Source organism: Pseudomonas trivialis (assembly GCF_001439805.1).
GTDB classification, from domain to species: Bacteria; Pseudomonadota; Gammaproteobacteria; order Pseudomonadales; family Pseudomonadaceae; genus Aquipseudomonas; species Aquipseudomonas trivialis.
The window spans coordinates 328,735-344,115 of the sequence record NZ_JYLK01000003.1 but is presented as its reverse complement, the minus strand read 5'-3'; the positions used below and the strand labels follow the sequence as shown (position 1 = coordinate 344,115).

General features: G+C 62.5%; 10 protein-coding genes. 8 read left to right on the top strand and 2 right to left on the bottom strand.

The features are described 5' to 3' along the window. The first annotated feature begins 154 nt into the window (after window positions 1-154). From TU79_RS07040 to TU79_RS07030, 3 genes are all read left to right on the top strand, one after another. On the top strand, window positions 155-1,945 hold the full coding sequence (locus TU79_RS07040) for a DUF1302 domain-containing protein (protein ID WP_057007320.1): 1,791 nt from the start codon (window positions 155-157) through the stop codon (window positions 1,943-1,945). A 26-nt stretch (window positions 1,946-1,971) separates the two neighbouring features. Then, complete coding sequence (locus TU79_RS07035) at window positions 1,972-3,330, top strand: DUF1329 domain-containing protein (RefSeq protein ID WP_057007319.1); 1,359 nt, start codon at window positions 1,972-1,974, stop codon at window positions 3,328-3,330. 200 nt (window positions 3,331-3,530) lie between these two features. Continuing rightward, a complete protein-coding gene (locus TU79_RS07030; protein ID WP_057007318.1) occupies window positions 3,531-6,032 on the top strand; it encodes a LuxR C-terminal-related transcriptional regulator in 2,502 nt (833 codons plus the stop codon). On the opposite strand, the gene TU79_RS07025 is transcribed toward TU79_RS07030, so the two are convergent. Beyond that, the gene (locus tag TU79_RS07025; RefSeq protein ID WP_057007317.1) at window positions 6,029-6,901 is read right to left on the bottom strand and encodes a helix-turn-helix domain-containing protein; all 873 of its coding nucleotides are present in this window, start codon (window positions 6,899-6,901) and stop codon (window positions 6,029-6,031) included. The genes TU79_RS07030 and TU79_RS07025 overlap by 4 nt on opposite strands. Window positions 6,902-7,040: 139 nt before the next feature. On the opposite strand from TU79_RS07025, the gene TU79_RS07020 reads away from it, so the two are divergent. Further along, on the top strand, window positions 7,041-7,946 hold the full coding sequence (locus TU79_RS07020) for a DMT family transporter (protein ID WP_057007316.1): 906 nt from the start codon (window positions 7,041-7,043) through the stop codon (window positions 7,944-7,946). A 178-nt stretch (window positions 7,947-8,124) separates the two neighbouring features. Here the strand turns inward: TU79_RS07020 and norR are convergent, their stop codons facing one another. Continuing rightward, on the bottom strand, window positions 8,125-9,645 hold the full coding sequence (gene norR / locus TU79_RS07015; RefSeq protein WP_057007315.1) for a nitric oxide reductase transcriptional regulator NorR: 1,521 nt from the start codon (window positions 9,643-9,645) through the stop codon (window positions 8,125-8,127). A 147-nt stretch (window positions 9,646-9,792) separates the two neighbouring features. Between norR and hmpA the strand changes: the two genes are divergently transcribed. The 4 genes from hmpA (at window position 9,793) to cyoB (ending at window position 15,378) form a co-directional block, all read left to right on the top strand. Next, complete coding sequence (gene hmpA, locus TU79_RS07010; protein ID WP_057007314.1) at window positions 9,793-10,974, top strand: NO-inducible flavohemoprotein; 1,182 nt, start codon at window positions 9,793-9,795, stop codon at window positions 10,972-10,974. A gap of 142 nt (window positions 10,975-11,116) precedes the next feature. After that, window positions 11,117-11,623, top strand: a complete 507-nt coding sequence (locus TU79_RS07005) for a disulfide bond formation protein B (protein WP_057007313.1) — start codon at window positions 11,117-11,119, stop codon at window positions 11,621-11,623. 791 nt (window positions 11,624-12,414) lie between these two features. Then, window positions 12,415-13,356 (top strand): ubiquinol oxidase subunit II, encoded by a 942-nt coding sequence (gene cyoA, locus TU79_RS06995; RefSeq protein WP_003238385.1) that lies wholly within the window; start codon window positions 12,415-12,417, stop codon window positions 13,354-13,356. Between the two features lie 3 nt (window positions 13,357-13,359). Next, the gene (gene cyoB / locus TU79_RS06990; RefSeq protein WP_057007311.1) at window positions 13,360-15,378 is read left to right on the top strand and encodes a cytochrome o ubiquinol oxidase subunit I; all 2,019 of its coding nucleotides are present in this window, start codon (window positions 13,360-13,362) and stop codon (window positions 15,376-15,378) included. Window positions 15,379-15,381 lie beyond the last annotated feature (3 nt).

The window sequence follows — 15,381 nt, the reverse complement described above, 5'->3', positions numbered from 1 at the left end:
CTTCCCATCCACTTGCTGCATGCCCATGCCCAAACCCCGGCCGGCGCGGCCGCTAATCCTTTCGAGCGACAACACGAATACCTCCTTGGTGCGCTTATCGCTCCCCCTGGGCGGCAGTAGGGTGAAGCCTTCTGTCACTCACCGGGGAAGACGCATGACAAAAACAACAATGCGCGCCATCTTCACGCCACAGGCGCTGGCCGCTGCGGTTGCCTTGGGTTGCTGTGCCCAGGCGCAGGCTGTTTCGTTCAACATTGGCGAGATCGAAGGGCAATTCGATTCCTCACTGTCGGTGGGCGCCAGTTGGGGCATGCGCGATGCCGACCGCAAGCTGGTGGGCACCGTCAACGGTGGCAGCGGCCAGGCTTCCACGGGCGATGACGGGCGGCTCAATTTCAAGAAAGGCGAGACCTTCTCGAAAATCTTCAAAGGCCTGCACGACCTCGAGTTGAAATACGGCGACACCGGCGTGTTCGTGCGTGGCAAATACTGGTACGACTTCGAACTCAAGGACGAAGACCGCGAGTTCAAGCCCATCAGCGATCACAACCGCAAAGAGGGCGCCAAATCCAGTGGCGCGCAGATCCTCGATGCCTTCGTGTACCACAACTATTCCCTGGGCGACCTGCCGGGCACCGTGCGCGCCGGCAAGCAAGTGGTCAGCTGGGGCGAAAGCACGTTTATCGGCAACTCCATCAACAGCATCAACCCGGTTGACGTCTCCGCGTTCCGCCGTCCGGGCGCCGAGATCAAGGAGGGCCTGATCCCGGTGAACATGCTGTTCGCCTCCCAAAGCCTCACCAGTCAGCTCACCGTCGAAGGGTTCTACCAACTGGAATGGGACCAGACGGTGCTGGACAACTGCGGCACCTTCTTTGGCGGCGATGTGGCGGCGGACGGTTGCACCAATAACTACACGGTCGGCAGCCCGGCGATCCGGCCCCTGCAACCGGTGGCAGCCGCATTCGGCCAGGGTTTCGGCGTGACCAATGAAGGCGTGATCGTACGGCGTGCCGGCGACCGCGATGCGCGCGACTCCGGCCAGTTCGGCGCGGCCCTGCGCTGGCTCGGCGACGACACCGAGTACGGCCTGTATTTCATGAACTACCACAGCCGCACGCCGACCGTGGGCACCATTACCAACAACACCAGCCTTGCGACCCTCGGCGCCATTGCAGGGGCCGCCAACCGCCTGGCGCCCGGCTCCGGTGCGGGCCTGGTGCAAAGTCTGATGCTCGGCCGCGGTCAGTATTACCTCGACTATCCCGAGGACATCCGCCTGTTCGGCGCCAGCTTCTCCACCACCTTGCCCACCGGCACCGCGTGGACCGGTGAAATCAGTTACCGCCCCAACGCTCCGGTGCAACTGAACACCACCGACCTGACCCTGGCGCTGATCAACCCGATTGCCGGTAATACCGCCTCGCCCATCCGCAGCTCGTTCGGCGCCGACAACGTAGGTTACCGGCGCAAGGAAATCACCCAGGTCCAGAGCACCATGACCCAGTTTTTCGACCAGGTGCTGGGCGCCGAGCGCCTGACCCTGGTGGGCGAGGCGGCGGTGGTGCACGTGGCCGGGCTGGAAGACAAAACCAAACTGCGTTACGGCCGCGACTCGGTGTACGGCGCCTACGGGTTCCAGGGTGACACCGACGGCTTCGTCACCTCCACCTCCTGGGGCTACCGCGCGCGGGCGATCCTGGACTACAACAACGCGATTGCCGGGGTGAACCTCAAGCCCAACCTGTCCTGGTCCCATGACGTCGCCGGCTACGGCCCCAACGGCATCTTCAACAAGGGCGCCAAGGCCATCAGTGTCGGCGTGGATGCCGACTACCGCAGCACTTACACCGCCAGCCTCAGCTACACCGACTTTTTTGGCGGCGACTACAACACCCTGACCGACCGCGACTTCCTCGCCCTCAGCTTCGGCGTGAACTTCTGATTTGGCTTAAAGAAGGACAAGAACTTATGCGTAAGACAATTGCAGTGTTGGCCCTGAGTTTGCTGGCCGCTCACGTGATGGCGGCGGTCTCGCCGCAAGAGGCCGCCCAATTGGGCACCACCCTCACGCCGGTCGGTGCCGAAAAGGCCGGCAACGCTGACGGCTCGATCCCGGCCTGGACCGGCGGCATCCCGAAAAACGCCGGCGCGGTGGACAGCAAAGGCTTTCTGGCCGATCCGTTTGCCAGTGAAAAACCACTGTTCGTGATCACCGCCGCCACCGTGGACAAGTACAAGGACAAACTCTCCGACGGCCAGGTGGCGATGTTCAAGCGCTACCCCGAGACCTACAAAATCCCGGTGTACCCCAGCCACCGCACGGTGAACCTGCCGCCGGACATCTACGCGTCGATCAAGCGCAGCGCGTTGAACGTCAAGGCGATCAACGACGGCAACGGCCTGGAGAACTTCACCGGCAACCGCTATTACGCGTTCCCGATTCCCAAGACTGGCGTGGAGGTGCTGTGGAACCACATCACCCGTTACCACGGCGGCAACCTGCGGCGCATCATCACCCAGGCCACGCCGCAGACCAACGGCAGCTACACGCCGATCCGTTTCGAAGAAGAAGTGGCAGTGCCCCAGGCCATCCCCGACATGGACCCGGCCAAGGCGGCCAACGTACTGAGCTTCTTCAAGCAATCGGTGACGGCCCCGGCGCGGCTGGCGGGCAACGTGCTGCTGGTGCACGAAACCCTCGATCAGGTGAAGGAACCGCGCCTGGCGTGGATCTACAACGCTGGCCAGCGCCGCGTACGGCGGGCGCCGCAAGTGTCGTATGACGGCCCGGGCACTGCGTCCGACGGCCTGCGCACCACCGACAACTTCGACATGTTCTCCGGCGCGCCCGACCGCTACGACTGGAAGCTGGTGGGCAAGAAAGAGCTGTACATCCCCTACAACAGCTACAAGCTCGATTCGCCGAGCCTCAAGTACGACGACATCATCAAGGCCGGCCACATCAACCAGGACCTGACCCGCTACGAGCTGCACCGCGTGTGGGAAGTGGTCGGCACGGTCAAGCCCAGCGAACGGCATGTCTACGACAAGCGCCACATGTACATCGACGAAGACAGCTGGCAGGTGGCGCTGGTGGATCACTACGACGGTCGCGGCCAACTGTGGCGCGTCGCCGAAGGCCATGCGCAGTTCTATTACGACCACCAGGTGCCGGCCTACACCGTCGAAACCCTCTACGACCTCATCGCCGGGCGCTACATCGCCCTGGGCATGAAGAACGAGGAGAAACGCAGCTTCGTGTTCGGCTTCGCCGCCAAGGCCGCCGACTACACCCCCGCAGCATTGCGCTCCGAAGGCGTGCGCTGAAGGTGAGGTGAAATCCAACCAACCTGTGGGAGCTGGCTTGCCTGCGATAGCGGTGGGTCAGCTCCCACATTGGATAAGCGTGCACCCTGGCTTTTATGCATGGCCGTCAATCACCCCGCTGAATACTTCTTCAACAACCACCAACCCCAGGACTAGGGTACGCGTCAGGCTCCATCACACTAAAAACGCAGGATGCAGCAATGACCGCCATGACGCGCTGCCTGGACCGTCCCGGATTCATGCCACGGCTGTCCGCTCACCACCTGTCGCGCCCGCGACTGGCCCAGCCCTTGCTCGCGGCGCAGGCACGGGTGAGGTTGCTGTGTGCGCCGGGCGGCAGTGGCAAGAGTGCGTTGTTCGCCGAGTGCGCCTTGCAGGCGCCAGCGGGGTGCCCGGTGTACTGGCTGGCACTCAATGGGATGGCCTTGAGCCCCGAGGGTCTTTGCCGGCGCGTGGCGCAGAACCTGGGCCTGTCCTTCACCGATGAAGCCGCGCTGCTGCTTGAGCTCAGTGGCTGGTCAACGCCGGCGTGGCTGTTTCTCGATGATTTCTGTCGTTTCCCCGACCCTGAACTGGACGCCTTGCTCGACCGCCTGCTCACCCTAAGCAGCCCGGCGCTGAGCTGGTGGCTGGGCACGCGGCGGCGCCCGGCGTGCAACTGGCCACGGCTGTTGCTCGACGATGAACTGTGGGAGTGCAGCGCCGGCGAGCTGGCGTTCAGCGCTGGGGAAATCCAGGCATTGCTTGGTCCCGAGCAGAGCCTCGACGGCGTCATGCAGTTCAGCGCCGGCTGGTGCGCAGGTGTACGGATCGCCTTGCTGGGCGACGGCCATCCTGACAAGACCTTGCGCGACTATCTGCAGCACGAGCTGTTCAGCACCTGGCCCGCCGAATGGGTCGAGGCCTGGCAGGTGCTGGCCCATCTGCCCAGGTTCAATGCGAGCCTGTGTGAGCACCTGTTCGGCGCTGGCGACGGCGGCCGCTACCTGCGCGATCTGCAGGCGCTCGGTGCCTTTATCCAGCCGTGGGAGCACAGCGCCGACTGGCTGTGCATATTTGCGCCACTGGCCCACGTGGTGCGCGATGAACCCTGGCCGGCCCGGCGCTCCTGGCACCGGCGCGCCTGCCAATGGTTTACCGCCGAGGGCGACTGGCAGGCCGCGTTCGAGCAGGCGCTGCTGGCCGAAGCGTTCGAAGTGGCGGTGAGCCTGTTGCAGCATTTCAGTTTCGAAGACCTGTTTCGCCAGCAGAACGCCGTGCTGGTGTTGCGCCTGCACGAACAGCACGGAGATGAGCTGCTGCTGTGCTCTGCGCAGTTGGTGGGGCTGGTGACGGCGGCGCTGCTGTTCGCCGGTCGCTTCGATCAGGCGGCGCGGTGCATCGATCAACTGGCGCGCTTTACGCCGCAACCGTGCGCCATGCAGCAACGTCACCTGCTGGCGCGTTGGCAGGCGCAGTGGGGCTGGTTGTTGCATTTGAGCGGCGATGGCGAATGCTCTCGCGCCCATTTTCTTGAGGCGTTGCAGGCCTTGCCCGACAGCGCCTGGACCTCGCGCGTGATGTGCCTGTCAGGGCTCACCCAGCAAGCCTTGCTGCGCGGCGAGCTGGACGTCGCCCAAACCCTCAATCGCGAAGCGCTGTGCCTGGCCCGCGCCGAGGGTTCGCTGCTGCTGGAGGCGTTACTTGAGCTGGATCACGCCCAGTTGCTTGAGCAGCGCGGCGCACCGCATCGGGCGCAGAGCCTGTTGGAGCAGGTGCAGGCAATGTTGCTCAAGCAGCAGATCGCGGCCGGCCCGCTGGTGGGGCGGATCGCTTTGCGCCGTGGCCACCTGGCTTTGCGCCAGGGCCAGGACGCACTGGCCGCCGACTGTTTCCAGGCGGGCTTGGCGATGTGCTTGCACAGCCAGGACAAACGCGTGCTCTACGGCTTTCTGGGCCTGGCGCTGCTGGCGGCCAACAATGGCGACTACGCCCAGGCATTTATCCAGCTGCGCGAGGCCGAGCGGCTGATGCAGCAGCGGCACGTCCCGCAAAACGTTTACCGCGCGGTGCTGCTGTTGATCAGCGGGCATTTCTGGTTGCAGCAGGGGCGCGCCGAACTGACCGTGGAAGCGGTGCGCCGCGTGCTGCGTCACTTTCACGGGCCCCACGCCAGGCAGGCACCGCCGGCCACGCTGGAATTGATCCCGCGTCTGGAGTACCTGCTGGTGTTGGCAGAAGTGAAGCTGGGGTGCGCCGAGCAACCCCTTCTGCGGCTCAACGCACTGCTGGAGGCTGCCCGGCAGCGCGGCATGCTCTGCCTGGAAACCGAAGTGCAGTTAGTGCTCGGCGAGGTGGCGTGGCAACTGGGCGACACCGCGCTGGCGCGGCGTGCGCTGCAAAGTGGCCTGGCCCTGGCGGCGCGTTGCCAGGTGCAGCAGGCGATCCGTGAGCTGCGCCTGCGCTCCCCCGGTGTGCTGAGTGAGCTGGGCCTGGAGCCGCACACAGCCGCCAGTGGCACGGCGGACAATCCCTTGAGCCAGCGCGAACTGGAAGTGCTGCGGTTGATCGCTCTGGGCAATTCAAACCTGCAAATTGCCGACCGTCTGTTCATCTCGCTGCACACGGTCAAGACCCATGCCCGACGCATCCACAGCAAGCTCGGCGTGGAACGGCGCACCCAGGCGGTGGCCAAGGCCAAGACCCTCGGGCTGATGGTCTAGACGAAGGCCTGACGGTAGTCGCCAGGCGTTGCGCCCGTGGCCTGGCGAAAGCGTTGGTTGAAATGGCTGGCGCTGGAAAACCCGCACATCAGGGCGACCTCGCCCAACGGCAGGGCGCCGCCGCGCAGCAGGCTGCGCGCACGGGCCAGGCGCCGCGCCAGCAGGTATTGATGGGGCGGCAGGCCGAAGCTCTGGCGAAACATCCGCGCGAAGTGGTATTCCGACAAGGCGCACACGCCGGCCAACAGCCCGAGGCTGATGGGATCCTGCAGGTGCTGCTCGATGTACTCCACCAACCGCCGCCGCTGGTAGGCCGCCAGCCCGCCTTTCAAGCGCAGGCCGTCGCGGGCGCCGACCTGGTTGAGCAGGGTGTGGCTGAGCATTTCATGGGCCAGGCTGCTGGTGAGCAGGCGTTCGGCCGGCTCGTGCCAATTGAGCGCGATCAGTTGGTGAAAGCGCCGCGCCTGGCTTGGGTCTTCAAGAAAGGTCGCTTCCTGCAATGCCAGGGCGCGCGGTTCGCGGTCCAGCAGCGTGACGCAACCGAGGGCGAACTGTTCCGGGCTGAAATACACATGGGCCAGGCGGATGTCGCCGTTGATCACCCAGGCCGACTGATGCTCGGCCGGCAGCACGCACAACTTGTCCGGGCCGCCCTTGATGCCCGGCTGGTCACGGCGAAACGTACCAGTGCCGCCGCCGATGTAGCAGGACAGCGTGTGATGGCTGGGCCCCTGGTAATCCTGGGCATCGTGGTGATTGCTCCACAGCGCCGCCGACACGCCGTCACCCAACTCGGCGCAGGCGTGCAGGCGTGCGTTGGGCGAGCGGTTGAGGGACTGAAAGATGTGCAGCGATTGCAGATCAGGCATGGCGTGTGTTCTCCGATGCCTGGCATCCTACCGCGCGAGGTCGGGGCTGTGGGCCCTTGGTCCGACAAAAGCGCAAGAATCTGCAAGAGCGGTCCGGGGCTTGGGGCGGACACTGTGGCTCAACCTTCGGAGCCGCGCCATGAACCTTTCCCTGTATGTCCTCACCGTGCTGATCTGGGGCACCACCTGGATCGCCCTCAAATGGCAGTTGGGGGCTGTCGCCATTCCCGTGTCGATTGTGTACCGCTTCGGCCTGGCCGCGCTGGTGCTGTTTGCTTTGTTGTTGCTCAGTCGCAGGCTGCAGGTGATGAACCGGCGCGGGCATCTGATCTGCCTGGCCCAGGGCCTGTGCCTGTTCTGCGTCAATTTCATGTGCTTTTTGACCGCCACGCAGTGGGTCCCCAGCGGCCTTGTAGCCGTGGTGTTTTCCACGGCCACCCTGTGGAACGCGCTGAACGCGCGGGTGTTCTTCGGCCAGCGCGTGGCGCGCAATGTGTTGATGGGCGGCGGCCTGGGTCTGCTGGGACTGGGCTTTCTGTTCTGGCCGGAACTGGCCGGGCACGCCGCCAGCCCGCAGACGTTGCTGGGGCTGGGCCTGGCGCTGCTGGGAACGCTGTGTTTTTCGGCGGGCAATCTGCTTTCGAGCCTGCAACAGAAGGCCGGGCTCAGGCCGTTGACCACCAATGCCTGGGGCATGGCCTACGGTGCCTTGATGCTGGCGACCTGGTGCGTGGTGCGCGGCATTCCGTTCGAGATGGATTGGAGTGCACGGTATATCGGCGCCTTGGGGTACCTGGTGATTCCAGGGTCGGTGATCGGGTTTACGGCCTATCTCACGCTGGTGGGGCGCATGGGGCCCGAGCGTGCGGCGTATTGCACCGTGCTGTTTCCCGTGGTGGCGCTGAACGTGTCGGCGTTTGTCGAAGGTTATCAGTGGACGCCGCCGGCATTGGCCGGGTTGGTACTGGTGATGCTGGGCAATGTGCTGGTGTTCCGAAAGCCTAAAGGTGTGAGTCCGATCTTTCAGACAGAACCAATCCAGTGAGGCTCCGCCCTGTGGCGAGCGGGCTTGCCCCGCGTTGGGGGGCGAAGCGCCCCCAATCAAGGAAAGCGCGGAGTACCTGACACTGCACAGCGTATGGTTTTGGGGCTGCTGCGCAGCCCAACGCGGGGCAAGCCCGCTCGCCACAACACGCCGGTACCCACAGGGAGGCGGTTGCCTGCTACTTCAGGCCCAGACGCCTGGCCAGGCGGCCCAGGTTGGCGCGGTCCAGGCCCAGTTCGCGGGCGGCGCCGGCCCAGTTGTGCTGGTGGCGTTCCAGGCAGGCGTCGATTACCTGGCGCTGATAGTGCTCGGTGGCCTGGCGCAGGTCTCCGGTGACGGGGGCCGGCAGGGCTTGCGCTTCAATGACCGGGGCGTTGACATCGGGCAGATCCAGGTCCCTGGCGCTCAGGCTGAGTATCTTCGGACGCTCGCGGCAGTTGCCCAGCGCCTTGAGTGCGCTGCGCCCGATCGCGTGCTCCAGTTCGCGCACATTGCCCGGCCAGTGATAGGCCAGCAGCGCGGCCTGGGCATCACTGGCCAGGCGCAGGCTGCCCAGGCCCATGCGTGAGCGGTTCTGTTCAAGGAAGTAACCGGCCAGCAGCAACACGTCACGGCCGCGTTCACGCAGGGCCGGTACGTGCAGCGGGTACACGCTGAGGCGGTGGTAGAAGTCGGCGCGGTAGCGGCCGCTGCGCACTTCTTCGGCGAGGTCGCGGTGGGTGGCGGCGATCAGGCGCACGTCCACCTGGTGTTCGCGGTCAGAGCCCAGGCGCTGCAACTGGCCGCTTTGCAGCACGCGCAGCAGCTTGGCCTGCACGCTCAGCGACAGCTCGCCGACCTCGTCGAGAAACAGAGTGCCGCCATCGGCCAGTTCGAACTTGCCTCGGCGTTCATTCAGTGCACCGGTAAAGGCGCCGCGCACATGGCCGAACAGCTCGCTTTCCACCAGCGTCTCCGGCAGGGCGGCGCAGTTGAGGCTGATCAGCGGTTTGTCGGCCCGCGTTGAGGCTGCATGGATCGCCTGGGCCACCAGCTCCTTGCCCACCCCGGTTTCACCGGTGATCAGCACCGTCAGGTCGCTGCCGCCCACCAGATTAATCTCCTGCACCAGGCGCTTGTGGGTTTTGCTCTGGCCGATCATTTCCTTGTGCGGCTGGCCGCCGGCCTGGCGGTAGATTTCGGCGCGCAGGGCCAGGCGTTCAATGCGTTCGGCAACGTTGACGGTCGCGGCGGCGAGGCTGGCAAAGGCTTGCAGGGCGTCCAGCTCAACGCGCTCGAAGCGCTCGGTGTCCAGGGCATCCAGGGTCAGCAGGCCCCAGGGCCGGTCATCGACGAACAGCGGGCAGCCCATGCAATCGTGCACTTCCAATTGCCCGTGCACACCGTCGACCAGGCCGTCATAGGGGTCGGGCAAGGCACTGTCGCTGTCGAAGCGCGTAGGGCCGGCGCTGCTCAGCAGCACGGCGAAGCGCGGGTGTTCGCTGATCTTGAAGCGTCGCCCCAGGGTGTCGGCGCTCAGGCCATCCACCGCCAGCGGCACCAGCCACTCGCCGTCCAGGCGCAACAGCGCGGCTGCGTCGCACGGCAGCAGGGCGCGCATCGCGTGCAGCAGGCGGCGGTAACGCTCGCCTTCGGGCAGGTCGCGGGACAGGTCGGCAACGAGGGGCAGCAGAGTGGTAAGCAGCGAGTGCGCAGTCATAATGACTCCTTGTAGTCGTTGCGACTATAAAGTGTAGGAAGTCATATTGACTAGGTATGCCGCAACCAATTGAAAATATTGAATTTTTAGATTGGCACGAATACTGACTGCTTCAGGGCATTTCATTAACAAGCCCAGGAGTCTCCCATGCTGACTGCCCAAGACCGTGCCATTATCCAGTCCACCGTGCCATTGCTGGAAAGCGGCGGTGAAGCGCTGATCACTCATTTTTACCGCATGATGCTGTCCGAGTACCCGCAGGTGCGTCCGCTGTTCAACCAGGCCCACCAGGCCAGCGGTGACCAGCCTCGCGCGCTGGCCAATGGCGTGTTGATGTACGCACGGCACATCGATCGGCTCGACCAGTTGGGCGACCTGGTGGCGAAGATCATCAACAAGCACGTGGCGTTGCAGATTCAGCCGGAGCACTACCCGATTGTCGGCGCCTGCCTGTTGCGTGCGATCTCTGAAGTGCTGGGCAGCGAGATCGCCACGCCTGCGGTGATGCATGCCTGGGGGGCCGCTTACGGCCAATTGGCGGACATTCTGATCGGTGCGGAAAAGGCCCTTTACGACGAAAAGGCCCAGGCGCCCGGCGGCTGGCGCGGTGCGCGGCCCTTCAAGCTGGTGAAACGGGTGGAGGAGAGCACCGAGATCACTTCCTTTTATTTTGCCCCGGTGGACGACGGTCCTATCCTCAAGGCCACGCCGGGCCAGTACATCAGCCTGCGGCTGGTGCTCGACGGCGAAGAAGTGCGCCGCAATTACTCCCTGTCGGCGCTGAGTGATGGCGGCGAATACCGCATCAGCGTCAAGCGCGAAGCCGGGGGGCGGGTGTCCAACTATTTGCATGATCAACTGCGGGTCGGCGCGGAGATTGACCTGTTTCCGCCGTCGGGGGATTTCACGCTGGTGGTCAGCGACAAACCGCTGCTACTGATCAGTGGCGGGGTAGGCATCACACCGACCCTGGCGATGCTCGAGGCGGCCCTGGCCACCGAACGCCCGGTGCACTTTATCCACTGCGCGCGCAATGGCGGAGTGCATGCGTTTCGTGAGTGGGTGGACGGGCTGGCGGTCAAACATCCGCAGCTCAAGCGGTTTTACTGCTATGCCGAGGACGATAGCGTGAGCCCGGCGGCGGACAGTATTGGGCTGTTGAGCCAGGCGCAGTTGGCGGCGTGGTTGCCCCAGGAGCGCGACCTGGATGCTTACTTCCTCGGTCCGAAAGGCTTCATGACCGCGATCAAGCATCACCTCAAGGCACTGGGCGTGCCGCAGGCGCAAACGCGCTACGAGTTCTTCGGCCCTGCAGCGGCGCTGGAGTAACGCGCAGCAAAAGTGTGGGAGGGGGCTTGCTCCCGATGGCGGTGTGCTGACTGATTAATCCCCCGTTAACCCCCCTCTGTTTAAACCATGCTCTGTGTGTAAACTTGCGCCCATTGGCACAACCAAACAAAGGGATACGGGGATGAGTGAGGAATTGCGTTTAGGCAGAGAGCGGCGCTTTCTGGTGTTGCTGGGCATCATCTGCCTGGCGCTGATCGGCGGTGCGTTGTACATGCAGGTGGTGCTGGGCGAGGCGCCGTGCCCGTTGTGCATCCTGCAACGTTACGCCTTGCTGCTGATCGCGATCTTCGCGTTCATCGGCGCTGCCATGCGCACCAAGGGCGCGGTCACCCTGTTCGAAGGGTTGGTGATCCTCAGTGCACTCGGCGGTGTGGCTGCGGCGGGGCACCATGTGTACACCCAGTTCTTCCCCCAGGTCAGCTGTGGCGTCGATGTGTTGCAGCCGATCGTCGATGACTTGCCACTGGCCAAGGTGTTTCCGCTCGGCTTCCAGGTCGATGGCTTTTGCAGCACACCGTACCCACCGGTGCTGGGCCTGTCGCTGGCGCAGTGGGCGCTGGTAGCGTTTGTGCTGACGGTGATCCTGGTGCCGCTGGGCATTTATCGCAATCGTCAGCGCACAGGCTGAACGTTCACTGAAAAGCCCCGGTCACGCCTGAAGAGGGACCGGGGCTTTTTTGTCCGTCGGCAAATGTGAAAGGGCCGTGACGAAAGCCGACAAATGGCCTGCGCGGCGTGCGACATGTTGTCACACTGACATTGTCGCAGGACCTTTTCGAGCGACGGTTTTGGCTGTCAAATTTGCACCAATCGGTCAATTTGTGCTGTCAGTTCATCGTTTGAATCGTACCTTTGACAGGTCACCTTGGTCGCCCTGAGGGGGTGCGCCAATGCCTTGTTTTATGGGGACTTCGACGGCCTGGACATGCCCTTACAACCTGTAAGGGATGATGTGATCGAGGCAATAGCCCGGCTTTTTTTGTGGGTTTTGTTGAGAATTGACCGCAATAAGATCGCGCCTCCCAGCCCTGTCGGTAAAGAATTATTGCTGTAATCGATAAAAATTATTTCTTTATCAGACATGGTTTATACATCGCCAGCTAACTACAATCCCCCGCACTGAGTGTCCGATGCTGTGCAATATTTGAGCATCGCAAGGGTCGAGGGGCGATGGATGGCTCCGCGCGACCCAGGTTCCGGCAGCCTTTCAACTATCCGCACCAAATGGAATTGGTCTGTAACAAGGCCTTTAACCACGAAATCGAATAAGAACGCGCCGCAGGTCAGTGAAACGTACAGTTTTTTTGGTGTGGCGGGCAGGCTCTTATTCAATCGAAGAGAAATGCCAACCCTTGGCAGGGTGAAGTGTTGGCGATCAAAACCCAACTGCATTGCGCAAGCTGCTTTAGAGGTCGTGAGATGAGTAAAAACAGGTACCCCCGATTACTAGGCTTTTTGCCGCTGCTTGGCATGCTGTTAATGCTGGGAGGCTGCAAGTGGACCTTGCTCGACCCAAAAGGACAGGTCGGTCTGGATGAACGAAACCTGATCATCACCGCCACCCTGCTGATGCTGCTGGTCGTGGTCCCTGTGATCATCATGACCTTCGCCTTCGCCTGGAAATACCGCGCGTCCAACACCAGCGCCACCTACGCGCCGAAGTGGTCGCACTCCACCAAGATCGAAATCGCGGTGTGGCTGGTCCCGATCCTCATCATCGTTGCCCTGGGTTATGTGACCTACAAGTCCACCCACGCACTGGACCCGTACCGTCCGCTGGAATCGGACGTCAAGCCGATCAACATCGAAGTGGTCGCGCTGGACTGGAAGTGGCTGTTCATCTACCCGGACCTGGGTATTGCCACCGTGAACCAGATCCGTTTCCCGGAGCACACTCCGCTGAACTTCAAGATCACCTCCGACGCCGTGATGAACTCGTTCTTCATCCCGGCCCTGGGCGGCCAGATCTACGCGATGGCAGGCATGCAGACCAAGCTGCACCTGATCGCCAACCAGAAAGCTGAAATGGAAGGCATCTCCGCCAACTACAGCGGCGCTGGCTTCACCGGCATGAAATTCAAAGCGATCTCGACAAGCCAGGAAGACTTCAACGCCTGGGTCGCCGAAGTCAAGGCCGCACCTAAACAGCTTGATCAAGCTGAATACGACGCCCTGACCAAACCAAGCCAGAACAACCCTGTCGCCCTGTACTCCTCGTACGAGCCGAACCTGTTTCAGAAAATCGTCGACAAGTACGAAGGCATGAAACCAGGCAAGCCGGTCAAGCACGAGAAGAAAGAAGTGGCCGCGGCTGAAGGTTCTGACACGGGCTCGAATTCAACTGCTGGGGCAGAGGAGTAAACGATGTTTGGTAAATTAAGTTGGGACGCGGTCCCATTCCACGAGCCGATCGTGATGGTGACCATCGCCATGATCGCGCTGGGTGGTCTGGCACTGTTTGCGGCAATCACCTACTTCAAGAAGTGGACCTACCTGTGGACCGAGTGGTTGACCTCCGTCGACCACAAGAAAATCGGTGTCATGTACGTCATCGTGGCCATGGTCATGCTGCTGCGCGGCTTTGCCGACGCCATCATGATGCGTACCCAGCTGGCCATGGCCACCGAGGGTTCGCCGGGCTACCTGCCGCCTGAACACTATGACCAGATCTTCACCGCCCACGGTGTGATCATGATCATCTTCATGGCGATGCCTTTCTTCACCGGCCTGATGAACCTTGCCTTGCCGCTGCAGATCGGTGCGCGTGACGTTGCCTACCCGTTCCTGAACTCCCTGAGCTTCTGGCTGCTGGTATCGGGCGTGGTGCTGATCAACCTGTCCCTGGGCGTCGGCGAATTCGCCAAGACCGGTTGGGTTGCGTATCCGCCATTGTCGGGCCTGCAATACAGTCCGGGCGTGGGGGTGGATTACTACATTTGGGCATTGCAGTTATCAGGGCTCGGGACGACATTGACGGGGGTCAACTTCCTGGCCACCGTCCTCAAGATGCGCGCCCCTGGCATGAAACTGATGGACATGCCGATCTTCACCTGGACCTGCACCTGGGCAAACGTGCTGATCGTGGCTTCGTTCCCGATCCTGGCCGCTACCATGGCGCTGCTGTCGCTTGACCGTTACCTGGATTTCCACATTTTCACCAATGAACTTGGTGGCAATCCGATGATGTACGTGAACCTGTTCTGGGCATGGGGTCACCCCGAGGTGTACATCCTGATCCTGCCAGCGTTCGGTATCTTCTCCGAAGTGATCTCGACCTTTACCGGCAAGCGCCTGTTCGGTCACCACTCGATGGTCTATGCATCGGGCGCGATCTCGGTACTGGGCTTCATGGTCTGGCTGCACCACTTCTTCACCATGGGTTCGGGGGCCAGCGTCAACGCCTTCTTCGGCCTGGCGACGATGTTGATTTCCATCCCGACGGGGGTGAAGCTGTTCAACTGGCTGTTCACCATCTACCACGGTCGTCTGCGCATGACCAGCCAGGTCCTGTGGACCCTGGGCTTCATGGTGACCTTCGCCATCGGCGGCATGACCGGCGTACTGCTGGCCATTCCGGGTGCTGACTTCGTGCTGCACAACAGCCTGTTCGTGATCGCTCACTTCCATAACGTGATCATCGGTGGCGCGGTATTCGGCTATATCGCCGGTTTCAGCTTCTACTTCCCGAAAGCGTTCGGCTTCAAGCTGCACGAAGGCTGGGGCAAGGCTGCGTTCTGGCTGTGGATCTCGGGCTTCTTCGTCGCGTTCATGCCGCTCTATGCACTGGGCTTCATGGGCATGACCCGTCGTCTGAACGCCACCACCAACCCTGAGTGGGTGCCGTACCTGTACGTCGCCATGTTCGGTGCGTTGATGATCGCGGCCGGTATTGCCTGCCAGTTGATCCAGCTGTATGTCAGCGTGCGTGATCGCAAGCAGAACCTGTGCGAGTCCGGCGACCCGTGGAACGGCCACACTCTGGAATGGTCGACTTCGTCGCCACCACCGTTCTACAACTTCGCCGTGATCCCGACCGCGAACACCATTGATGCGTTCACCGAAGCCAAGGAAGACGGTACTGCGTACCAGAAACCTGCGCACTACGAACCGATCCACATGCCGAACAACACCGCCACTGGCGTGGTGATGGGCGCGCTGTTGACCGTGTTCGGTTTCGCGATGATCTGGCACATCTGGTGGCTGGCGATCGTGGGCCTGGTGGGCACTATCGGTTACTTCATCGTTCACGCTGCACGTGACGATCAAGGCTACATGGTGCCGGTGGAAACCATCGAACGCATCGAAGCCGAGCAGCACGCTCGCCTGGTAGCCGAGAAGAAGATCCCGGCCAACCGTGTTGAAACCCCGTTGGAACAGGTTTAAACC

What these genes read in the sequence shown, in the direction of transcription:
- TU79_RS07040 (WP_057007320.1), top strand. Translation starts at nt 155, where the DNA reads ATGACAAAAACAACAATGCGCGCCATCTTCACGCCACAGGCGCTGGCC.
- TU79_RS07035 (WP_057007319.1), top strand. Translation starts at nt 1,972, where the DNA reads ATGCGTAAGACAATTGCAGTGTTGGCCCTGAGTTTGCTGGCCGCTCAC.
- TU79_RS07030 (WP_057007318.1), top strand. Translation starts at nt 3,531, where the DNA reads ATGACCGCCATGACGCGCTGCCTGGACCGTCCCGGATTCATGCCACGG.
- TU79_RS07025 (WP_057007317.1), bottom strand. Translation starts at nt 6,901, where the DNA reads ATGCCTGATCTGCAATCGCTGCACATCTTTCAGTCCCTCAACCGCTCG.
- TU79_RS07020 (WP_057007316.1), top strand. Translation starts at nt 7,041, where the DNA reads ATGAACCTTTCCCTGTATGTCCTCACCGTGCTGATCTGGGGCACCACC.
- norR (WP_057007315.1), bottom strand. Translation starts at nt 9,645, where the DNA reads ATGACTGCGCACTCGCTGCTTACCACTCTGCTGCCCCTCGTTGCCGAC.
- hmpA (WP_057007314.1), top strand. Translation starts at nt 9,793, where the DNA reads ATGCTGACTGCCCAAGACCGTGCCATTATCCAGTCCACCGTGCCATTG.
- TU79_RS07005 (WP_057007313.1), top strand. Translation starts at nt 11,117, where the DNA reads ATGAGTGAGGAATTGCGTTTAGGCAGAGAGCGGCGCTTTCTGGTGTTG.
- cyoA (WP_003238385.1), top strand. Translation starts at nt 12,415, where the DNA reads ATGAGTAAAAACAGGTACCCCCGATTACTAGGCTTTTTGCCGCTGCTT.
- cyoB (WP_057007311.1), top strand. Translation starts at nt 13,360, where the DNA reads ATGTTTGGTAAATTAAGTTGGGACGCGGTCCCATTCCACGAGCCGATC.